Raw genomic sequence first — 18,431 nt, 5'->3', positions numbered from 1 at the left:
CAGTCAGTCTGGAAGGCGTTCAGCGCCGCTCGATGGTGAGCGGCCTGAATGCCTTTTGTTTTTGTGTGCGTGCGCGCGCGAGGTGCACATGACGCGGCTAGTTAGCAGGAATCGTGACCACCGGCGCCTTGCTCGTCGTATCCGCTTCGGCCAGCGCCATCAGATTCTGTACGACCGTGAAGGCATATTTGGAATCGAAATCGTTGCGCTCCACCCAATACGTGTACGCGCCGTACTGGACCAGCACGTAGGCATTGGGCGACGGCTTGGGGCCTGAATGCACGATGATGGTCGGACGCGTTTCACCGCCGATCAGGCCCACCGTCGGCTTGGTCGAACCGTTGCTGATCTGCTCGGTCGGCACCTGAACCTGCGCGCCCAGATCGGTGAGGATGCCGAGTACCGAGCGGGTGACCATCGGAATGCGGTCGCCGTGTTGCGACGATGGGCCATAGACGATCTGATAGGTACGCGTGTTCGGTGCGAGGTGCAGCAGTTGACGTACGCGCGTCAGATCGACGGCGATTTGCGGCGAGTCGCCGCTGGTGGTCGCACCCATCGCCAGATAGACGCTGTTCTTCGTCCCGCTTTTGGCATCTTCCTGACGCGATTCCACATTCAGTTCGCCAGCCAGCTGCAGGCGTCGCAACGCTTGCAAAAGTTCGAAAAAGCCCGGCGCGCCCGCACTATTGTCACCACCCAGCGCATTGCCGTTCTGCAAGCCGCCGATCGATTGCGCGGTGATGCGCAACAACAGGTCGATCGGCACGCCGCCTTCCGCGAGAGGCAGCACGAGTTCCGGCGCGAGCGGGCGAATGTAGGCAGAAGCGAACGCTTCGCCCGTGGTCGGTGTGAAGGTGAAGGTGGGGTGATTCGAATAGGACACGCTGCCGTTCGCCAGCGCATAGTTCGGCTCGCTGCCCGAACCCACGTTAGCGGTGGCGCCTGCGGTGGCATCGAACGAATAGGCGGCGATGATCGAGCTGACGGTGAGAAACGCGGGCGCGTCGCCATAGCGCAGGCCGACAATCGCCGCAAGAATCGCCCGTTTTTTCGCATCACCGAGCGCTCTCGCGTAATCCACCTGGTCGGCTCTCAAACGGCTCGGGCCAATGTGTACGCATGCAGTGGTCAGGCATGCCGCGCAAAGCGCCGCGAGAACCGAAGCTGTTTTCATCATGGAGGCGCGCAGACGAAGCTGAAAGTGAGGTCGCAGGCGCTCTAGCAGGGGATGTGCCCGCGGCCCTTGCTGCGAACTGCGCCCTTATGCAGAGGGGCTGTAGCAGATAAACGCGCGGCTGTTGTTGCACCGGGATTGCGCTGCACCGCGCGCTTTATACAGACAAATGCAACATTTGCCGGGCGTGTCGATAGCTTGCAATGGCCTGACACCACAAAGCGGGTGAAGGGGAACGTGACCTGGCTTACCGGAAAAGAAGCGTGGTACCCATGATGCACGGGCCGGGTTAGCGCGCGATCGCGCCTTAGGCGGTGTGAAGCTCTTTCACCGGCGCGTCGATACCGTGTTCATACTGCGAGATTACCTGTGCGCCGAATAACAGCAGCGTCGCAAGCCATTCGAGGCTGAACAGAATCACGATGGCCGTGGTCAGCGACCCATAAACCACGCTGACTTGCGATAACGTAGCGAAATACCACACCAGCACGTGGCGCGTGATTTCCCACAAGAGCGCCGCCGTGACGCCACCAAGCAATGCGTGCCGCAGCGAGGGGCGCCCGACCGGCATCACGAGATAGATGGACGTCAACACGAAAATTTCGCCCGCGAGGCCAAGCAGGTACAGCAGCACGCGGGACAAGCCCTGCAACGAAATGTGCGCGCCAAGAATCATCACACCGGACGCGCCGATAGCCTGCAAGCCGGTCGACACCAGGGTCACGATCAGCAGGCCCACACCGAGGCAAAGGATGTAGCAGTACGGCAGCAACGCGGACCAGAGGAAATGGCGTCGCCGTACCGCGACCCGGTGCACGAAGATCACCGACATCGCGTTTTCCAGCACGGTAAACGCAAGCGAGCTGAAGAAAATCATCGTGACCAGCAGCACCCAGCCTATTACGGTGCGGTGCGCGAGGAAGTTCGCCAGTTCCTTGACGACGGTACTCGCCTGGCCCGGCACCAGCCATTGCAGCAGATGCCCTAGCGCATCGAGCAGCGTGCGCTGCTCGACGACATGAGACAGCGCGATGACGATCAGGATCAAAAGCGGCACGATCGACAGCAACGCGTAGTACGCCACCGCGCCGGCCAGCAACATGCCCTGGTTGGCGCGAAAGGCCTTCAGCGTCTGCACGAAGAAGGCGCCGGGGTGAGCAGCGACATCTCGGGCATGCTGGTCGAAGAGCAACTGCATGGTGCCTCCAGAGCGAGATTTGCACGATGTGCACGCATGTTGGTCCAGCGCGTACTCAACCGTATTGGTCACCTATGAATGGCCAGCAAGAAACCAGCCACACGGTCTATATTGAGCCGGGAACATACCTTGCGTGAGCGCTTGAACCGCGTTCCGGCACGCGTTTCAGGCAGCTGTCACAATTAGCGTGCCATTCACTCATCCGTCTGGTTTCTCGATGTCCCCATCGGAATCGTCTCACTCGTCCATGCCGTCGCTCGATGCCGCGGATCTGATCATCGCCCGTCCGGAAGGCCTGTATTGTCCGCCAGGCGATTTTTATATCGACCCGTGGCAACCGGTCGAGCGCGCCGTCATCACGCATGCGCATTCTGATCACGCGCGCGCGGGGCACACGCACTATCTGGCTGCGCGGCCCGGCGCCGGCGTGCTGCTCTCGCGTTTGCCGGGCATTGCGCTACAAACGGCAGCCTACGGTGAGCAGATCGACATGCATGGCGTGAAGGTGTCCTTGCATCCAGCGGGACATGTGCTGGGTTCCGCGCAGGTGCGCGTCGAGCATGCGGGGCGCGTCTGGGTGGCCTCCGGCGACTACAAGCTCGATGCCGATCCGACCTGCGACGCGTTCGAGCCGGTGCGTTGCGACACCTTCATCACCGAGTCGACCTTTGGCCTGCCCATCTACCGCTGGGAGCCGCCGCAAACGGTGTTTGACGGTATTGATTCGTGGTGGCGCCATAACGCGGCCGAAGGGCGCGCGTCGGTGCTGTTCTGCTATTCCTTCGGCAAGGCGCAGCACATTCTCGCGGGCGTGGATGCCGCGATCGGGCCGATCTTCTGCCACGGCGCCGTGGAGCCGCTTAACCGCGCATATCGCGAAGCCGGCGTTGCGTTGCCACCGGTACGCGTGGTCAGCGAGGTCGCCGCAAAGGACAAGGCCGTGTTCCGGCAGGCGCTGATCGTTGCGCCGCCCTCTGCGCAGGGCAGCGCGTGGCTGCGGCGCTTTGGCGACTATAGCGACGCATTTGCATCGGGATGGATGCGCCTGCGCGGCACACGGCGCCGACGCGGTGTCGATCGTGGCTTCGTGTTGTCGGATCATGCGGACTGGCCGGGGCTGCAAAGCGCCATTGGTGCAACCGGTGCCGCGCGCGTCATCGTTACGCACGGCCAGGTCGAGCCGATGGTGCGCTGGTTGCGCGAACAGGGCCTGCAAGCCGGCGCCTTCAGCACACAGTACGGCGACGATGCGGTGGAAGCGGACGCCGCCGGTGCGGCGGAAGCCGTCATCGAACGCGTCATTCCGTCGGACGCGGCAAACATCTCAGACCCATCGGACCCATCAGATCCAGCGAGCGCAACATGAAGCGATTCGCCGCGCTCTACACCGCCCTCGACGCCACCACGTCGACCCACGACAAGCTCGAAGCGCTGACGACCTATTTCGCCGCAGCCGCGCCCGAAGACGCCGCATGGGCCTCGTATTTTCTCGCGGGAGGCAAACCGCGCCAGTCGGTACCCACACGGCTGCTCACCGAAATCGCCTACGAGCACGCTGGCTTGCCTGCGTGGCTCTTCGAAGAGTCGTATCAGGCAGTGGGCGACCTCGCTGAAACCATCGCGCATATTCTGCCGCCCGCGCAACGCACCTCCGGGCTCGGCCTCACACAATGGATCGAGCAACGCGTGTTGACGCTGCGTGGCGTATCGCCAGACGAATTGCGCATGCGTCTGGTGTCGTACTGGGACGAACTCGACTGGGGTGGCCGATTTCTGCTGACGAAACTGATTGGCGGCGGCTTTCGGGTGGGCGTAGCGCGGCAACTGGTGGTGCGCGCGCTGGCTGAAGTCGCGGGCGTCGATCACAAACGCATTGCGCAACGCATGGTGGGATGGACCGACTCGCAGCAACAACCCGACGCCGCACGCTATCTGCGGCTGATTGCGCCGGAGGCCGACGGCGCGGGCGAGGTTGCCGCCGAAACCCATGACGACGATCTGGGCCTGCCGTATCCGTTCTTTCTCGCCCATCCGCTACAGGCCGGGCCGGCGACGCTGGGCGAGCCCAGCCACTGGCAGATCGAATGGAAATGGGACGGCATCCGCGCACAACTCGTCAAACGAGCGGGCCGCGTGTGGCTATGGTCGCGCGGCGAGGATCTGATTACCGGCCGCTTTCCCGAAGTGTCCGCGTTAGGTGTTGGGTTGCCCGACGGCTGCGTGCTCGACGGAGAAATTCTGGCGTGGGAACCGCAGGCGCCCGCACCGCTGCCGTTTGCGCGTCTGCAACCGCGCATCGCCCGCAAAACATTGACTAAAAAGATTCTCGCTGATTCTCCCGCTACCTTTCTTGCATACGATCTGCTCGAAGCGCATGGCAATGATTTGCGCATGACGCCGCTAGCGGCCCGTCGTACGCAACTCGAAGCGCTGGCACTCTCGCTCGATGGCACGCTTGCGCGTGACCTGTTGCGTGTCTCGCCGCTCGTCGAAGCACAGGACTGGGATGCGCTTGCGGCAATACGCGAAGAAAGCCGCAGCCGCGGCGTCGAAGGCTTGATGCTGAAAGAACGTCAGTCGATGTACGGTGTGGGCCGCACCAAAGCCTCGGGCACATGGTGGAAATGGAAAATCGATCCCTATGCAGTGGATGCCGTGCTGGTCTACGCGCAACGCGGCCACGGACGGCGCGCGAGCCTCTACACCGATTTCACCTTCGCGGTATGGGACGAGGCCAATGGCGTACGCACGCTGGTGCCGTTTGCCAAAGCTTATTCTGGCCTGACGGATGAAGAGATGCGTCAGGTCGATGCCGTCGTGCGCAAGACGACGGTCGAAAAATTCGGACCGGTACGCAGCGTCACGCCGACGCTCGTGTTCGAGATCGGCTTCGAAGGCATTCAGGCGAGTCCGCGTCACAAATCAGGCGTGGCGGTGCGGTTTCCGCGCATGCTGCGCTGGCGCGCCGACAAACATACCGACGATGCGGATACGCTCGCGATGCTCAAAGGCTTCATCGACAACCGCGAGACCTGAAGCACGCCGTGCCACGGCATGGACCTCGGGCTTTTCCCGAACTTCTTCTTTCGGCTCAGGTTTGTTAGCTTGGGCCACGCGCATCGAGAGCGGCTCTAACGCCCACCGTGACGCGCAGCGAGGGAAATCCCTGGGCACGCATTCGTAACAAGGCAGCGTCCGGGTGCAAATCTTGCAAACGGGGTCCACCGTGCCGCTCGTGGCGCAAGGGAGAAAACAATGACGTCGGACTACGGGATGGACGATAACGACGATGTCGTCGTATGGCGGCCGATTGAGCCGGGCATCGCGGCACATCGCCGCGTGCTGGTGGTGGACGACTACCGCGAAGCTGCCGACGCATTGCAATTGCTGCTCAACGCGGACGGCTTCGAGTGCCGCGCGCTCGAAGATCCGCACGAAGTCTGCGAACTCGCCTGCGAGTGGCAGCCGTTTGCGGTCGTGCTCGACATCAAGATGCCGGGACTGGACGGCTTCGAACTGGCGAGGCGGTTGCGCGCCGACCCGGCTACCCGGCACATGCTGCTGGTCGCGTGTACGGCGTTTTCATCAGCGGGTGATCGCGCGCATGCCCGCAAAGTGGGCTTCGACGCTCATTGCGCGAAACCGTTGACACCGCAACGGCTGCTGCGCGTGCTCGAAGCCGCGACCAGCAGCCGGCCCGATACCCTTTCGTAGCAGCAGGCATCGCGCGCTTTGAAAGAGATGCGCATTGCGGTGCAGTTCTTGCCGCCCGATTTCTGACCTGTCGTGCAGATTACGTCGCCTTCATGCCTGTGACGCGCTAGTCCGGCGCATATTTGAACTCAGGCAGCGCTTCGAGAGACTTCTTGCTCGCGTCCGGCAGAATCACCTTGCGATTGTCGATCTGCAGATCGGCGAACGGCACGGCAACGAGATGTTTGCCCATGCCGAGAAAGCCGCCAACCGAGAGGACCGCGTACGCACTACGGTCACCGCCGGGTGAGACGATCAGATCGTCGAAGGTGCCGATCTCATCCTTGTTGCGGTTATACACCGAGGCGCCGGCAAGCTTCGACGCGCGGTATCCCGCCGCCAGTTGCACGACGTCGGTCCGCTTTTCTGTCACCGCTTGCGGCGCGCCCTGCGCGAAGGCGCTGCAAGCCAGCATGGCCGCGAGCCAGCCCGCGGCAAGGTGTATCGTGATTCGTTGGGTCATCTCTTCACCTGTATGTCGTCGTCTTGATGGGCGCCCGCGAGGACAGAGCCTGTGGCGCGGGTTTGTTCCTCATCGAGAGGGCAATACTCGTGCCGCCCGTCGTGCGTGCCGCGGGTGGGAGTGCTCAGGTCTGCAACTTGCTTGCATTCAATGTTTGCACCGGCTGCAGTGCGCCGTCATCCCAAGTCAAAGGAAAACTCCATGTCTCGCGAGGCCCGTTACGCAGCACGTATTTCAGAAGGCGTTCCTTTTCCGCTGGGTGCAACGTGGAATGGCGTCGGCGTGAACTTCGCGCTTTTTTCCGCGCATGCAAGCAAGGTCGAACTATGTCTGTTCGACGAAACCGGCACCGAGGAGATCGAGCGCATCGAGTTGCCCGAATACACCGACGAAGTCTGGCATGTATTCGTCCCCGACCTCAAACCGGGCGCCATCTACGGCTATCGCGTGCATGGACCGTATGCGCCGGAGGAGGGGCATCGTTTCAACCCGAACAAGCTGTTGCTCGACCCTTATGCGAAGGCGCATATCGGCGAACTGAAATGGGCGCCGGAGATTTTCGGCTACACGCTGGATCATGAGGACGGCGACCTGTCGTTCGACGAACGCGATAGCGCGCCCTTCGTGCCCAGGTGCAAGGTGGTCGACACCACGTTCTCGTGGACCCACCCCGAGCGCAACGCGCTGCCGTGGGAACGGGTGATTTTTTACGAGACCCACGTGCGCGGCTTCACGAAACGCCATCCGCTGGTGCCGGAAAATCTGCGCGGCACATTTGCCGGACTCGGCCAGGCGCCGGTGATCGACTACATCAAAAGCCTCGGCGTGACGACGGTGGAGCTGTTGCCGATCCACATGTTCGTCAATGACAGCTACCTGCTGGATAAAGGTCTGACGAACTACTGGGGCTACAACACGATTGGCTTTTTTGCCGCCGATCCGCGCTTTTTTGCCGGCGACGGCGAACCGGTGGGCGAATTCAAGGGCATGGTCGACCGCTTTCACGCGGCCAACCTCGAAGTGATTCTCGATGTGGTCTACAACCACACGGCCGAAGGCAACGAGCGCGGACCGACGCTGTCGTTCAAGGGAATCGACAACGCGTCGTACTACCGCCTGATGCCCGAAGAAAAGCGCTATTACATCAACGACACCGGTACCGGCAATACGCTGAACCTGTCGCATCCGCGCGTACTGCAAATGGTGACCGACAGCCTGCGTTACTGGGTCAGTGAAATGAAAGTCGATGGCTTTCGTTTCGATCTCGCGACCATTCTGGGCCGCGAGGAGCACGGCTTCGACGAAGGCGGCGGCTTTCTGGATAGTTGCCGCCAGGACCCGGTGCTCTCGAGTGTGCGGCTCGTGGCCGAGCCGTGGGATTGCGGTCCCGGCGGTTACCAGGTGGGCGGCTTTCCGCCAGGCTGGGCAGAATGGAACGATCGCTTTCGCGACACGGTACGCGGCTACTGGAAGGGCGACGAAGGCACCGTGCCGGATCTGGCGAAGCGGCTCACGGGCTCGGGCGACAAATTCAACCGGCGCGGACGGCGGCCGTGGGCGAGCGTGAATTTCATCGCGGCGCACGACGGCTTTACCACCAACGATCTCGTGTCCTACAACGACAAGCACAACGAGGCTAATGGCGAGGACAACAACGACGGGCACTCGGACAACAAGTCGTGGAATTTCGGCGTCGAAGGGCCGAGCGACGACCCCGATATCCGTCATCAGCGCGAGCGTCAAAAGCGCAACTTGCTGGCGACGTTGCTGCTGTCGCAAGGCACGCCGATGATTCTCGCAGGCGACGAATTCGGCCGCACGCAGCAGGGCAACAACAATGCGTATTGCCAGGACAACGACATCAGCTGGCTCGACTGGGAAGGCATCGACGATGAAGGGCGCGCGCTGACCGAGTTCGTCAAGAACCTGACCACGCTGCGCACCCGTTTGCCGGTGTTGCGGCGCGGCCGTTATCTGACCGGTGAATACAACCCTGAGCTGGACGTGACGGACACACGCTGGCTGTCGCCCGACGGCACGGACCTCACGCAGGAGCAGTGGGACGACGCGCAGATGCGCTGCTTCGGCCTCGTGATCGACGGCCGTGCGCAAGAGAGCGGCATCCGCCGCCCGGCGTCCGACGCCACGCTGTTGCTGGTGCTCAACGCGCATCACGACGTGGTGAATTTCACGCTGCCGGAGATTGCCGAGGGTGATCAATGGACCTGCCTGATCGACACCAATATGCCGGTGCGTGAAGAGTTACCGGCGTTTCGCGCCGGCAATTCCTATCAGGTCACCGGCAGGTCGCTGCTGCTGTTCGCGCTCGACGCGTCGAGTCGTGCCACGCAGCGGGTGCTCGACCATCTCGAACAGCAGTTGACGACCGAAGACCCGGAACGTAGCGCCTGAAAGCCGTCTGCGTGTCGGGTACAGCGCTTGCTCGCCTTGGGTGAGGGTGGACCGATACAGCGCATCATGCAACACCGCAGATGCGATACCGGTCCTGCCAGACCAACCGGAGAGCAAGATGGAACACGAACTCGATCAGGCAAGCAGGGAAGAGCAGATCCGCACCCGCGCGTACTACTTGTGGGAACAGGCCACCGATCCGAAGGGCGACCCGGAGGAATACTGGGAGCAGGCGCGCGCGGAGATCGAAAGAGAAACCCCTGTTGCTGAAATCGCTGCCGCGACGGCTGCTGGCACTGTCCCGTCCACGAAGGTATAGGCCGCTTCCATTTTCTGTTGCGCACCACAGCGCGTCTGCCATGTATCAGATGGCCGCCGACGTTCCTGAAGCTCACGCAAGCGGACACATTCCAGCATGAAAGACTTTCACGATCCGCGCCTTGCGCGACCGGCGACGCGCATTTCGCCTTCCACCGCGCTAGGCATCGAGAGCTTGATCACGCTCGCCGTAGGCGTGACGCTGGTGGCCGGGCTGTACTTTGCGCGCGACGTGCTGATTCCGATCACACTCGCGATCCTGCTGAGTTTTCTGGTCGCGCCGCTCGCGGAATTTCTGTTGCGCTTGCGCATCGGGCACGTGGCGTCGGTGTTCGCGGCGGTTTTGCTGTCGGTCTCGGTGATCGTGCTGTTAGGCAGTGCAATCGGCGCGCAGCTCACCGAACTCGTCACCAACGCGCCGCGTTATGAGGCGACCATCGAACGCAAGGTCGATGCGGCGCACAACCTCACCGTCGACAAGCTACAGCGGCTTGCGGGCCTGGCCGGCCAGGCGCTGCAGCGCGTCAACACGGAGCCGCCGCAAGCGCCCGCGCCGGCCTCGTCGCGCAGCGCGGTCGTGCCGCCCTCGTCCGAAGCGCATGTGCCCGCAGCCATGCCGGTCGAGGTGCGCGAACCGGTGCCCACGCCGTTCGAACTCGCGCGGCGTTTCTTGACGCCGGCCATCAGTCCGCTCGAGACGGCCTTTATCGTCTTCGTCGTAACCATTGTGATTCTGCTGCAGCGCGACGACCTGCGCGATCGCGCCATCCGGCTGTTCGGTTCGCGCGATCTGCATCGCACCACGACCGTGATGGACGAAGCCGCACGGCGGTTGAGCCGCTATTTTGTGTCGCAACTGGGACTCAATGCCGGGGTGGGCCTCGTGATCGGCGCGGGGCTTTATTTTATCGGCGTACCGAGTCCGATCTTATGGGGCATTCTGGCCGCGCTGCTGCGGCTCGTGCCGTATGTCGGCATCTGGATTTCCGCGGCTCTCGCCACTGCGCTGGCCGCGGCGGTGAGCCCCGGATGGTCGATGGCGATCTGGTGCATTGCGCTGTTCGTGAGCGTCGAGCTGATCGTGGGGCAGATCGTCGAGCCGCTGCTGTATGGACGTAGCACGGGGCTGTCGCCGTTTTCAGTGGTGGTCGCGGCGATCTTCTGGAGCTGGATCTGGGGGCCGATCGGCCTGATCCTGTCGACGCCTTTGACGTTATGCCTGCTGGTGCTGGGCCGTCATGTGCGGCGCCTCGAGTTTCTCGACGTGTTGCTGGGCGATCAACCCGCGCTCACGCCCATCGAAAACTTTTATCAGCGTGCGCTAGCGGGCGACCCGGATGAAGCCCTTGCGCAGGCCGAAGTGCTGTTGCGCGAACGCTCGCTCTCCGCGTATTACGACGAGGTCGCGCTGAAAGGACTGCAACTGGCCGCTAACGATGTGCAGCGCGGCAGCGTCACAGCCGCGCAACTGGCGCGCATTGAAGCGACGACCAACGATCTGGTCGAAGGTCTCGACAGTTATCCGGACGACGACCCCATGCCGGCGCAGCAGGACGATCCCTGGACGAGCCTCGCGCCGAGCACGCCGGCGAGTGAAGAAGAGGGCACCCAGCCCGGCAAGAGCGCTCGCGATGCTCAGGCCGATGAGAAGACGCGCGCCGCCGTTCGCGAAGACGCGCAACCGGGCGCTCGTCATCGTGCGGCGCATCGCGTACTGAGCATCGCCGGTCGTGGCCCGCTCGATGCGCTCGCTACCAGTCTGTTTCTCCAGGTGCTCGGCAAACGCGGGCTCGATTGCCGCGCGGTGCCGAATGAAGCGGCCTCGCGTGCGGGCATCGAGAGCCTCGACACGACCGGTGTCACGATCGTTTGCCTGTTCTATTTGCGCATCGACGGTATTCCTTCGCATCTGCGCTACCTCGTGAAACGCGTGCGCCAGCGCTTGCCGCATGCCGCGATCGTGGTCGGCCTGTGGGAAGGCAGCGAGACGGAGAAGTGGAGCGACGATCTGCAGAGTGCTCTCGGCGCGGACTACTACGCGACTTCGATGCGCGACATGCTCGGCGCGTGCTGCAGGATGGCGGCGACCATACCCGCCACGCCGAACGAGACGCGTGAGCAGCCCGTCGACGATATTGCCGCCTGATCCGGGCGCCAGGTTCCCATCTTCGCGCTCTAAGGCTGCGCCGGCGCGACACCGGCATTGCCCGTCACGGGCGCAGCGGCTTCCCATCCTCCACCCAAGGCCTTGTAGAGCGCCACCAGATCCGTGCTGACCTGAGTGGTGCCTTGTGCATATTGCTGACGTGCATCGCTCAACTGACGTTCGGCATCGAGCACATTGATAAACGAAACCAGTCCCTTGCGATAACTGTCGCGCGCCAGTTCAAACGACGTTTGCTGCGCGCTGACGCTGTCTCCCAGCGACGCACGCCGCGCCTGATCCGTGCGATACACGGCGAGCGCGTTATCCACATCGCGCAGGGCCAGCAAGACGGTTTTGCGGTAGTCGAGGGCGGCTTCCTCCTGCTGCGCCTGGCTCAGATGCAGGTTCGACACCAGTGCCCCACCCTGGAAAACCGGTAGCGAAATGCTCGGTCCGAACGAATAGAACAGACTCGACCAGTGCGTCAGGCCGCTCGCGCTGGTGGCACGCGTACCGACCTGTCCGGTCAAGGAGATGTCCGGATAGAACTGCGCGACCGCCACGCCGACATTCGCGGTAGCCGCATGCAGACTGGCCTCGGCACGGCGAATATCGGGGCGGCGGCGCGCCAGCGTCGACGGCACGCCGATCGGCACCGCGGGCGGCACCGGTGGCACGGCAGCGGGCGCGGACAGCTCGGCGGCGAGCGAACCCGGCGGCTCGCCGAGCAGATACGCAAGGCCGTTTAGCGCCTGAGCAATCTGCTGATCGTATTGCGGCAACTGCGCCTCGGTCTGCGCGAGCTGAGCGGTCGCGCTCTTCACATCCACTTCGCTGGCAAGCCCGACCTTAGACTGACTCTGCGTCAAGGCGAGAATGTCGCGCTGCTGATCGACGAGGCTTTGAGTGATGTCGCGCAACGCCTGCGCGCCGCGCAATTGCATATAGGTCTGCGCGACCTCGGCTTCGAGCGAGACCAGTGCGTCGTTGCGGCTCTCTACCGCTTGCTGCGTTTGCGCATGGGCCGCTTCGACCGAACGGCGCACGCGGCCAAACAGATCGAGTTCCCACGATGCATCAAAACCGGCCTGCCAGAGGTTGATCGGCGAGGTGATCTGATCGAGCACGCTGTTGGCGCCCTTTTGCAACGCGGCGCCTGCGCCCGGCGCAATGGCATTGACGGGCGAGTTCGGCGCGCCCAGTTGATCGACCTTGTTGTACACGCCGGCCGATTCGAGAAAGCCCTTGGCGCCGAACTGTTCGCGCATATAGCTGCCCGTGGCACGCACATTCGGCAAGCCTTGCGCCGCCGCGCTCTGTTCCTGGGTACGCGCTTCGACGATGCGCAGCACCGCTTCCTGCAGATCGAGATTGCCGCGCGCCGCGCGTTCGATCAGACCGTCGAGCGTCGGGTCTGCAAAACTGCGCCACCAGCGCGGATCGGGATCGGAGTCGACGGTCGGCACCGAAGCGTTTTGCACAGCAGAGGCAGTCTGCGGCGCACTGGCGGCCTGTTGCGGATCGTGCCATTGCGGCGGCGTCTGTGCCTGCGGTGCATGAAAGTCCGGCCCGACCGAGCACGCGCCGAGCAATGTCGCCACGGCGCCTGCGCCCAGCACCGCTGAAGCCATCGAAGCGACTCGCGCAATACACGGGCAAATCATGCGGTGCGTCATGTCAGTGTCCTCCCGCGCCGCCGGCCGCTTTGGTCGGTGAAAAGAAGAACGTCACCGGAATGAAGATGAAGCAGAACACGCCGAGAATCGCGAACACGTCGATGTACGCGAGGATGGTGGCTTGCGAGACGAAGGTTTCATAGAGCCGTCCGGAGGCAGTCTGCATGGCCTGGGCGAAGGGCTGGCCGGTCATCTCGGCAATAGTCTGCGCGGTGCGTTGCAGCGTGTCGTTGTAGTTTTGCGAAAGCGTCGACATGTGACCGGAGAGGTGAGCCATGCGTGCCTGAGTGCGTTCGCGGATCAATGCAGTGGAAAGTGAAATGCCGATCGACCCCGCCACGTTGCGAAACATCGTAAACAGCGCGGATGCATCGTCATTGAGCTCGCGCGGCACGGTGAGGTATGCGAGCGTCGTGATCGGCACGAACAGAAAGCCGATTGCCAGCGATTGCGCGCTGCGCATCTTCACGAGCGTCGCGTAGTCGATGTCTGGCACGAGCGTGTGCGAATACGCGAGCGCACAAGCTAGCAGCAGAAAACCCGTCGCCACCAGAAAGCGCGTCTGGACGTACGGCATCACGCGGCTGATCAGCGGTATCTCGAGCACGATCAGCACCGCGCCTGGCGACAGCACGAGGCCCGCGAGCATTGCCGTGTAGCCGAGTTGCTGCTGCGCGAGTTGCGGCACGAGCACCGCGCTGCCATAGAGGATGGTGGCAAACGCCGCGATCGATGCGCAGCCCAGCGCAAAATTGCGGTCCTTGAGGCAGCGCAGATCCACCACCGGTTTCTTCGCATACAGCAGCCAGACCACCGCGCCGACCATGCCGGCCACCGCCAGGGCCGCGAAGATGCGGATGAAGGGCGACGCGAACCAGTCGTCGTCTTCACCGCGATCGAGCATCACTTGCAGGCAGCCAAGACCGATTGCGATCAGCGCAATGCCGATATAGTCGACCGACACCTTGCCGCCATGGGTATTGCGCCACGGCGGATCTTCGACCAGTTGCATGACCGCGAGCGTGGTCAGAATGCCGACCGGCACGTTGAGCAGGAACACCCAGCGCCACGAGAAATTGTCCGTGATCCAGCCGCCGAGCGTCGGTCCTAGCACCGGTGCGACCACGATCGCCACCGCTGAAATAGAAAACGCACGGCCGCGCTGTGCGGGTGGAAAAGTGTCCAGAATGATCGACTGCTGGTTCGGTTGCAGGCCACCACCAAAGAAGCCTTGCAGGATACGGAAGACGATCAGCTGCATCAGGTTGGTCGCCACGCCGCATAGAAACGAACAGATCGTGAAGGCGATGATGCAGACGAGGAAATAGCGCTTGCGTCCGAGCAGCCTGCCGAAAAAGCCGGAGATCGGCAGCACGATGCCGTTCGCCACGAGGTAAGAGGTGAGGGTCCAGGTGGCTTCGTCGTAGCTGGCCGACATGGTGCCGGCAATGTGCGGCAACGCGACATTGACGATGGTGGTGTCGAGAACCTCCATGAATGCGGCGAGCGTCACCACGATTGCGATCAGCCACGGATTGGACGCCGGTTTCCAGTTCGCATGGTTCGCCTCGCCGGATTTCCCGTTGCCGTTATCCGTTGTGGACGCATTCATTGCAGATACACCTTCGGCGACACGGACAGGCCCAGCCCCAGCGGCGTATCTTTCGGCAAGGCATCGTCGATCACGATCTTGACGGGCACCCGTTGCACGATCTTCACGAAGTTGCCGGTGGCGTTCTCCGCGGGAAATGCCGAGAAGCGCGAGCCGCTGCCGAGTTGCACGCTATCCACGTGACCATGCAAGGCGAGCTTCGGATACGCGTCCACTTCGATCTTCACCTTGTCGCCCGGACGCATGCGGTCGAGTTGCGACTCCTTGAAATTGGCCGTCACCCACACTTGCGGCGTGACGATGGAAAAGAGCGACACGCCTGCCTGCAAAAAACTGCCGTACTGCACGTTGCGCCGCGTGATCCAGCCATCCGACGGCGCCCGTACTTCGCAGTACGACAAGTTGAGTCTTGCCTGTTCGAGCTGTGCCTGTGCCTGCTGCACCTGCTGGCGGCGCTCTTCGACGGTCGCCACGGTTTGCCGGATCTGCTGGGGCACGAGACTCGCGGTCTGCAATTGCGCCTGGGCCTGCTCCACGTTGGCGCGCGCGGTCTGCTGCTGGGCGTCGGCAGTGTCGATGTTCTGCTGCGAGGTGGCGCGCTGATCGACCGTATGCTGGCGCTCCCAGGCGGCCTGCGCCTGGCGGAAGTTCGCTTGCGCCGACGAGCTCTGCGCTTTCGCCTCGCGGTATTGCGCCGGGTACTGCACCCGGGCAATGTCGAGCTGCACCAGCGCCGCGTTCAACTGCGCCTGGGCGAGACCCAGCTGTGCCTGAGCCGCGTCCACCTGAGCCTGATAGGTGCGCTTGTCGATCACGACCAGCAGGTCGCCTTTGTGAACGTACACGTTGTCGTTGATCGCCAGGTCGACGACATAACCGGACACCTGCGGCGCAATCGTGATGGCGTTGCCATCGGTGTAGGCGTCGTCGGTGGTCTCCTGATTGCGGGTGGCGAACCACCAGATCAACGCCACGATGAGCAACACCACAGCCACGATGGCGAGGATGATCAGCGGCTTTTTGCCGGGGCCCTTGTGTGATTGACCAGCGTCGTTGCGCTGGTCGTCGCCGTTGCCGTCATGCTTGCTGTTGTCGTCGCGAGGATTGTCGCGCTGGTCGGAAGGAGGGTTCTGATTCTGGTCACCGTGAGAGGAAGCGGTCAGGTCAGACATTACGATTCGTTCCGTGTATGAAGGCGGAAATGAAAGCGAAGATCCAGCTGCAGTGATAGCGAAACGACGTTTCGCGCCAGGGTTGCGTCGCGCGAATGAGATTGCCGTGCTGGAGCAATCCGTGTGCCTGATAGGCCGAAGGCCCGCTGTGAGCGTATACGAGAGGCCACCCTCGGTTTGTGTTCAGGCGCGGCCTGTCGTAAAGTCAGGCGAAATTGCAATGTTTGCGCTCGTTCGGCCTGCCATTCAATCCGCGGATACGGGTTACGCGCATGCGATAGTTCGACCTACACTGAATTCATCGAATCTTCATTGGAGTTCGTCACGTGCAACATGCGGAGCGCGCCGTCGTCGATTTACCGCTGCCGTCGCGCAATTTCGCGGCGACCCGGCGCATTCTGCTGGTGGTGCTCGCGGTGTCGATTGCGTTTCCGCTCGCCTGCCTCGCGGGTTACGGCTACTTCGATTACCAGCGCCGGATCGCCGATGCGGACAACATGGTCGAACGCCTCGCGCGCGTGAGCGAAGAGCAGGCCGTCAAGGTGCTGGACCTGAATCAGCAGATTGCCGCGCGCGTGCTCGAGATGCTCAATGCCGATGACGACGCAACCATTCACGCACGCGAGGCCGATTTTCATCAACGCCTGCTCGAGATAGGCGGCGACTTTCCGCAGGTTGCGGCGATTGGTGTGTTCGGCCCGGATGGTACGCTGCTCGTCAATAGCCGCGTCTATCCGGCGCCGCCGTTATCGATTGCTGCGCGCGACGATTTCGTTTCCGCCAGAGGCCAAAGACCGGTACCTTACTTCTCGCTACCCATGCATGGCACGGTTACGCAGACTGACGTGCTCAACACCACCCAGGCACGCTCGAGCCCGGATGGCCGGTTCCTCGGCGTCGTCTCCATTGCGCTACGCAGTGCGTATTTCCTGAATTTTTACAGCGACCTGACAGGCGGCGATCCCGCGCTTGCGCTGGGTCTGTACCGTCAGGACGGCAATTTGCTGGCCCGCTATCCGGACTGGCCGCAAGGCGTGCGGCTCACGCCGCATACACCGTTCGCAGATGCGATGCGCGACAAGCAACTGTTCGGCCACGTCCGCCTGAACTCCAGCGTGGATGGCACCGAGCGGCTGCTGGCGTTCCGCCGGGTCGGCGATTATCCGCTGTATGTGATGAGCGCTTATGCGACCTCGGCCATTTTCGCGCAGTGGTGGCGTCACTTTCTGCTGATTGCGTCGATCACCGTCGTGCCGTGCGTGGCGATCTGGCTGCTGGTGTTCTTTTCGTTGCGCCAGCTTGCCGCCGAGCGGCTTGCCTGGGAGCGCTGGCAGGGCGAAGTGGCGATGCGTCTGTCGGCCGAAGCGTCGAGCCGGCAGTTGCAACGCATGGGCGCACTCGGCAATCTGGTCGCCAACGTGGCACACGATTTCAACAATCTGTTGATGGTGGTGTCGTCGAACATGCAGCTCGCGCGCCGCAAGGGCTACAACAACGTGGCAAACGAGGTGATGGCCGTGGAGCGCGCCACGTCTACTGCCGAGGCACTGACGCGGCGCCTGCTGAGCGTGGCGCGAAAGCAGCCGCTCAAGCAGGAGGCCATCAATCTTTCGAAATGGTTGCCTGCGGTCGGCATGCTGATCGATGCCGCAGCGGGCGACAAGGTGCAGGTCACGGTCAGCATGGTGGAAGATATCTGGCGCGTGCTGGCTGACCCGACCGAACTGGAATTCGCCTTGATGAACCTCGCGGTCAATGCGCGAGACGCGATGCCGCAAGGTGGCCGCTTCGTGATTCGCGGCCAGAATACGCGGCTCGTTTCAAGCGACACGCTGTTGCCCGATGGCGAGTATGTGATGATCTCCTGCTCCGACGACGGCGAAGGCATGAGCGAGACCATCGCGCGGCGCGCCTTCGAACCGCTGTTCACCACCAAGCTGCAAGGTTCGGGCGCCGGGCTGGGGCTGGCGCAGGTGCTCGCGATGTGCGAGCAGTCGGGGGGCACGGCGAAGATCGACAGCGTGCCTGGCAGCGGCACGACGGTGCGGCTGTATCTGCCGCACTATCGCGAACCGTTGAGAGCCGCGGCGGCTGTCGAAAGCGAGGCCATCGATCAGCGCGCAACGCCGCAAGGCATGGTGCTGCTGGTGGAAGACAACGAGGACGTGGCGGCGGGCATTTCCGCGGTGCTGGAGACGTTCGGCTGCGAAGTCCGCCATGAAGCCACGGCCGACAGCGCGCTCGATGTGCTGAGCGCCGGCCAGACCTTCGAACTGGTGCTCTCCGATATCCAGATGCCGGGCAAGCTGAACGGCGTGGATCTGGCCGAACACGTGCGCATGGCGTGGCCGGCGCAAAAAATCGCGCTCATGACCGGCTATGCGGACGAACTGGAGCGCGCCAAGCATATCGGCGTCGCCATCCTGGCCAAGCCGTTCAATATCGAGGAACTGCACGCGCTGGTGAGCTGCGAGTAACGTAGTCTGCTCGTGTAGCCGTGAACG

Annotated in this window: 13 protein-coding genes; 7 read left to right on the top strand and 6 right to left on the bottom strand. The window is 62.8% G+C overall.

The window, feature by feature from the left end; genetic code table 11:
* Nucleotides 1–97 precede the first annotated feature (97 nt).
* Together VGH41_RS10715 and VGH41_RS10710 are read right to left on the bottom strand one after the other, a co-directional pair.
* Entirely contained in the window at nt 98–1,180 is a 1,083-nt protein-coding gene (locus tag VGH41_RS10715) for a hypothetical protein (protein WP_331597386.1), read from the bottom strand.
* Between the two features lie 304 nt (nt 1,181–1,484).
* Entirely contained in the window at nt 1,485–2,375 is an 891-nt protein-coding gene (locus VGH41_RS10710) for a YihY/virulence factor BrkB family protein (RefSeq protein ID WP_331597385.1), read from the bottom strand.
* 217 nt (nt 2,376–2,592) lie between these two features.
* Here VGH41_RS10710 and VGH41_RS10705 point away from each other — a divergent pair, with 217 nt between their 5' ends.
* The 3 genes from VGH41_RS10705 (at nt 2,593) to VGH41_RS10695 (ending at nt 6,089) form a co-directional block, all read left to right on the top strand.
* Nucleotides 2,593–3,741 (top strand): ligase-associated DNA damage response exonuclease, encoded by a 1,149-nt coding sequence (locus VGH41_RS10705; protein WP_331597384.1) that lies wholly within the window; start codon nt 2,593–2,595, stop codon nt 3,739–3,741.
* Complete coding sequence (locus tag VGH41_RS10700; protein ID WP_331597383.1) at nt 3,738–5,411, top strand: ATP-dependent DNA ligase; 1,674 nt, start codon at nt 3,738–3,740, stop codon at nt 5,409–5,411. The genes VGH41_RS10705 and VGH41_RS10700 overlap by 4 nt, the downstream gene beginning before the upstream one ends.
* A 219-nt stretch (nt 5,412–5,630) precedes the next feature.
* Nucleotides 5,631–6,089 (top strand): response regulator, encoded by a 459-nt coding sequence (locus VGH41_RS10695; RefSeq protein WP_331597382.1) that lies wholly within the window; start codon nt 5,631–5,633, stop codon nt 6,087–6,089.
* 106 nt (nt 6,090–6,195) lie between these two features.
* Here VGH41_RS10695 and VGH41_RS10690 read toward each other — a convergent pair whose 3' ends face one another.
* Nucleotides 6,196–6,591 carry a PRC-barrel domain-containing protein gene (locus VGH41_RS10690; protein ID WP_331597381.1) on the bottom strand — a complete coding sequence of 132 codons (396 nt, stop codon included), beginning with the start codon at nt 6,589–6,591 and terminating at the stop codon, nt 6,196–6,198.
* A 201-nt stretch (nt 6,592–6,792) separates the two neighbouring features.
* Between VGH41_RS10690 and glgX the strand changes: the two genes are divergently transcribed.
* The 3 genes from glgX to VGH41_RS10675 all read left to right on the top strand — a co-directional run bounded on the left by glgX (nt 6,793) and on the right by VGH41_RS10675 (nt 11,467).
* Nucleotides 6,793–9,003 (top strand): glycogen debranching protein GlgX, encoded by a 2,211-nt coding sequence (gene glgX / locus VGH41_RS10685; protein ID WP_331597380.1) that lies wholly within the window; start codon nt 6,793–6,795, stop codon nt 9,001–9,003.
* A 118-nt stretch (nt 9,004–9,121) separates the two neighbouring features.
* Entirely contained in the window at nt 9,122–9,322 is a 201-nt protein-coding gene (locus VGH41_RS10680; RefSeq protein ID WP_331597379.1) for a DUF2934 domain-containing protein, read from the top strand.
* A 96-nt stretch (nt 9,323–9,418) separates the two neighbouring features.
* On the top strand, nt 9,419–11,467 hold the full coding sequence (locus VGH41_RS10675; RefSeq protein WP_331597378.1) for an AI-2E family transporter: 2,049 nt from the start codon (nt 9,419–9,421) through the stop codon (nt 11,465–11,467).
* Nucleotides 11,468–11,496: 29 nt separating this feature from the next.
* On the opposite strand, the gene VGH41_RS10670 is transcribed toward VGH41_RS10675, so the two are convergent.
* The 3 genes from VGH41_RS10670 to VGH41_RS10660 are packed head-to-tail and all read right to left on the bottom strand — an operon-like array spanning nt 11,497 to nt 15,927.
* Nucleotides 11,497–13,116: an efflux transporter outer membrane subunit gene (locus tag VGH41_RS10670; protein ID WP_414696637.1), complete on the bottom strand. Its 1,620-nt coding sequence runs from the start codon at nt 13,114–13,116 to the stop codon at nt 11,497–11,499.
* Between the two features lie 28 nt (nt 13,117–13,144).
* Nucleotides 13,145–14,755, bottom strand: a complete 1,611-nt coding sequence (locus VGH41_RS10665) for a DHA2 family efflux MFS transporter permease subunit (protein WP_331597377.1) — start codon at nt 14,753–14,755, stop codon at nt 13,145–13,147.
* Nucleotides 14,752–15,927 (bottom strand): HlyD family secretion protein, encoded by a 1,176-nt coding sequence (locus VGH41_RS10660; protein ID WP_331597376.1) that lies wholly within the window; start codon nt 15,925–15,927, stop codon nt 14,752–14,754. The genes VGH41_RS10665 and VGH41_RS10660 overlap by 4 nt, the downstream gene beginning before the upstream one ends.
* Before the next feature lie 326 nt (nt 15,928–16,253).
* Between VGH41_RS10660 and VGH41_RS10655 the strand changes: the two genes are divergently transcribed.
* The gene (locus VGH41_RS10655) at nt 16,254–18,404 is read left to right on the top strand and encodes a hybrid sensor histidine kinase/response regulator (RefSeq protein ID WP_331597375.1); all 2,151 of its coding nucleotides are present in this window, start codon (nt 16,254–16,256) and stop codon (nt 18,402–18,404) included.
* The last annotated feature ends 27 nt before the right edge of the window (nt 18,405–18,431 follow it).

It is taken from the genome of Paraburkholderia sp. (genome assembly GCF_036488795.1).
Taxonomy (GTDB): domain Bacteria; phylum Pseudomonadota; class Gammaproteobacteria; order Burkholderiales; family Burkholderiaceae; genus Paraburkholderia.
This window is presented reverse-complemented; position numbering and strand designations above follow the sequence as displayed.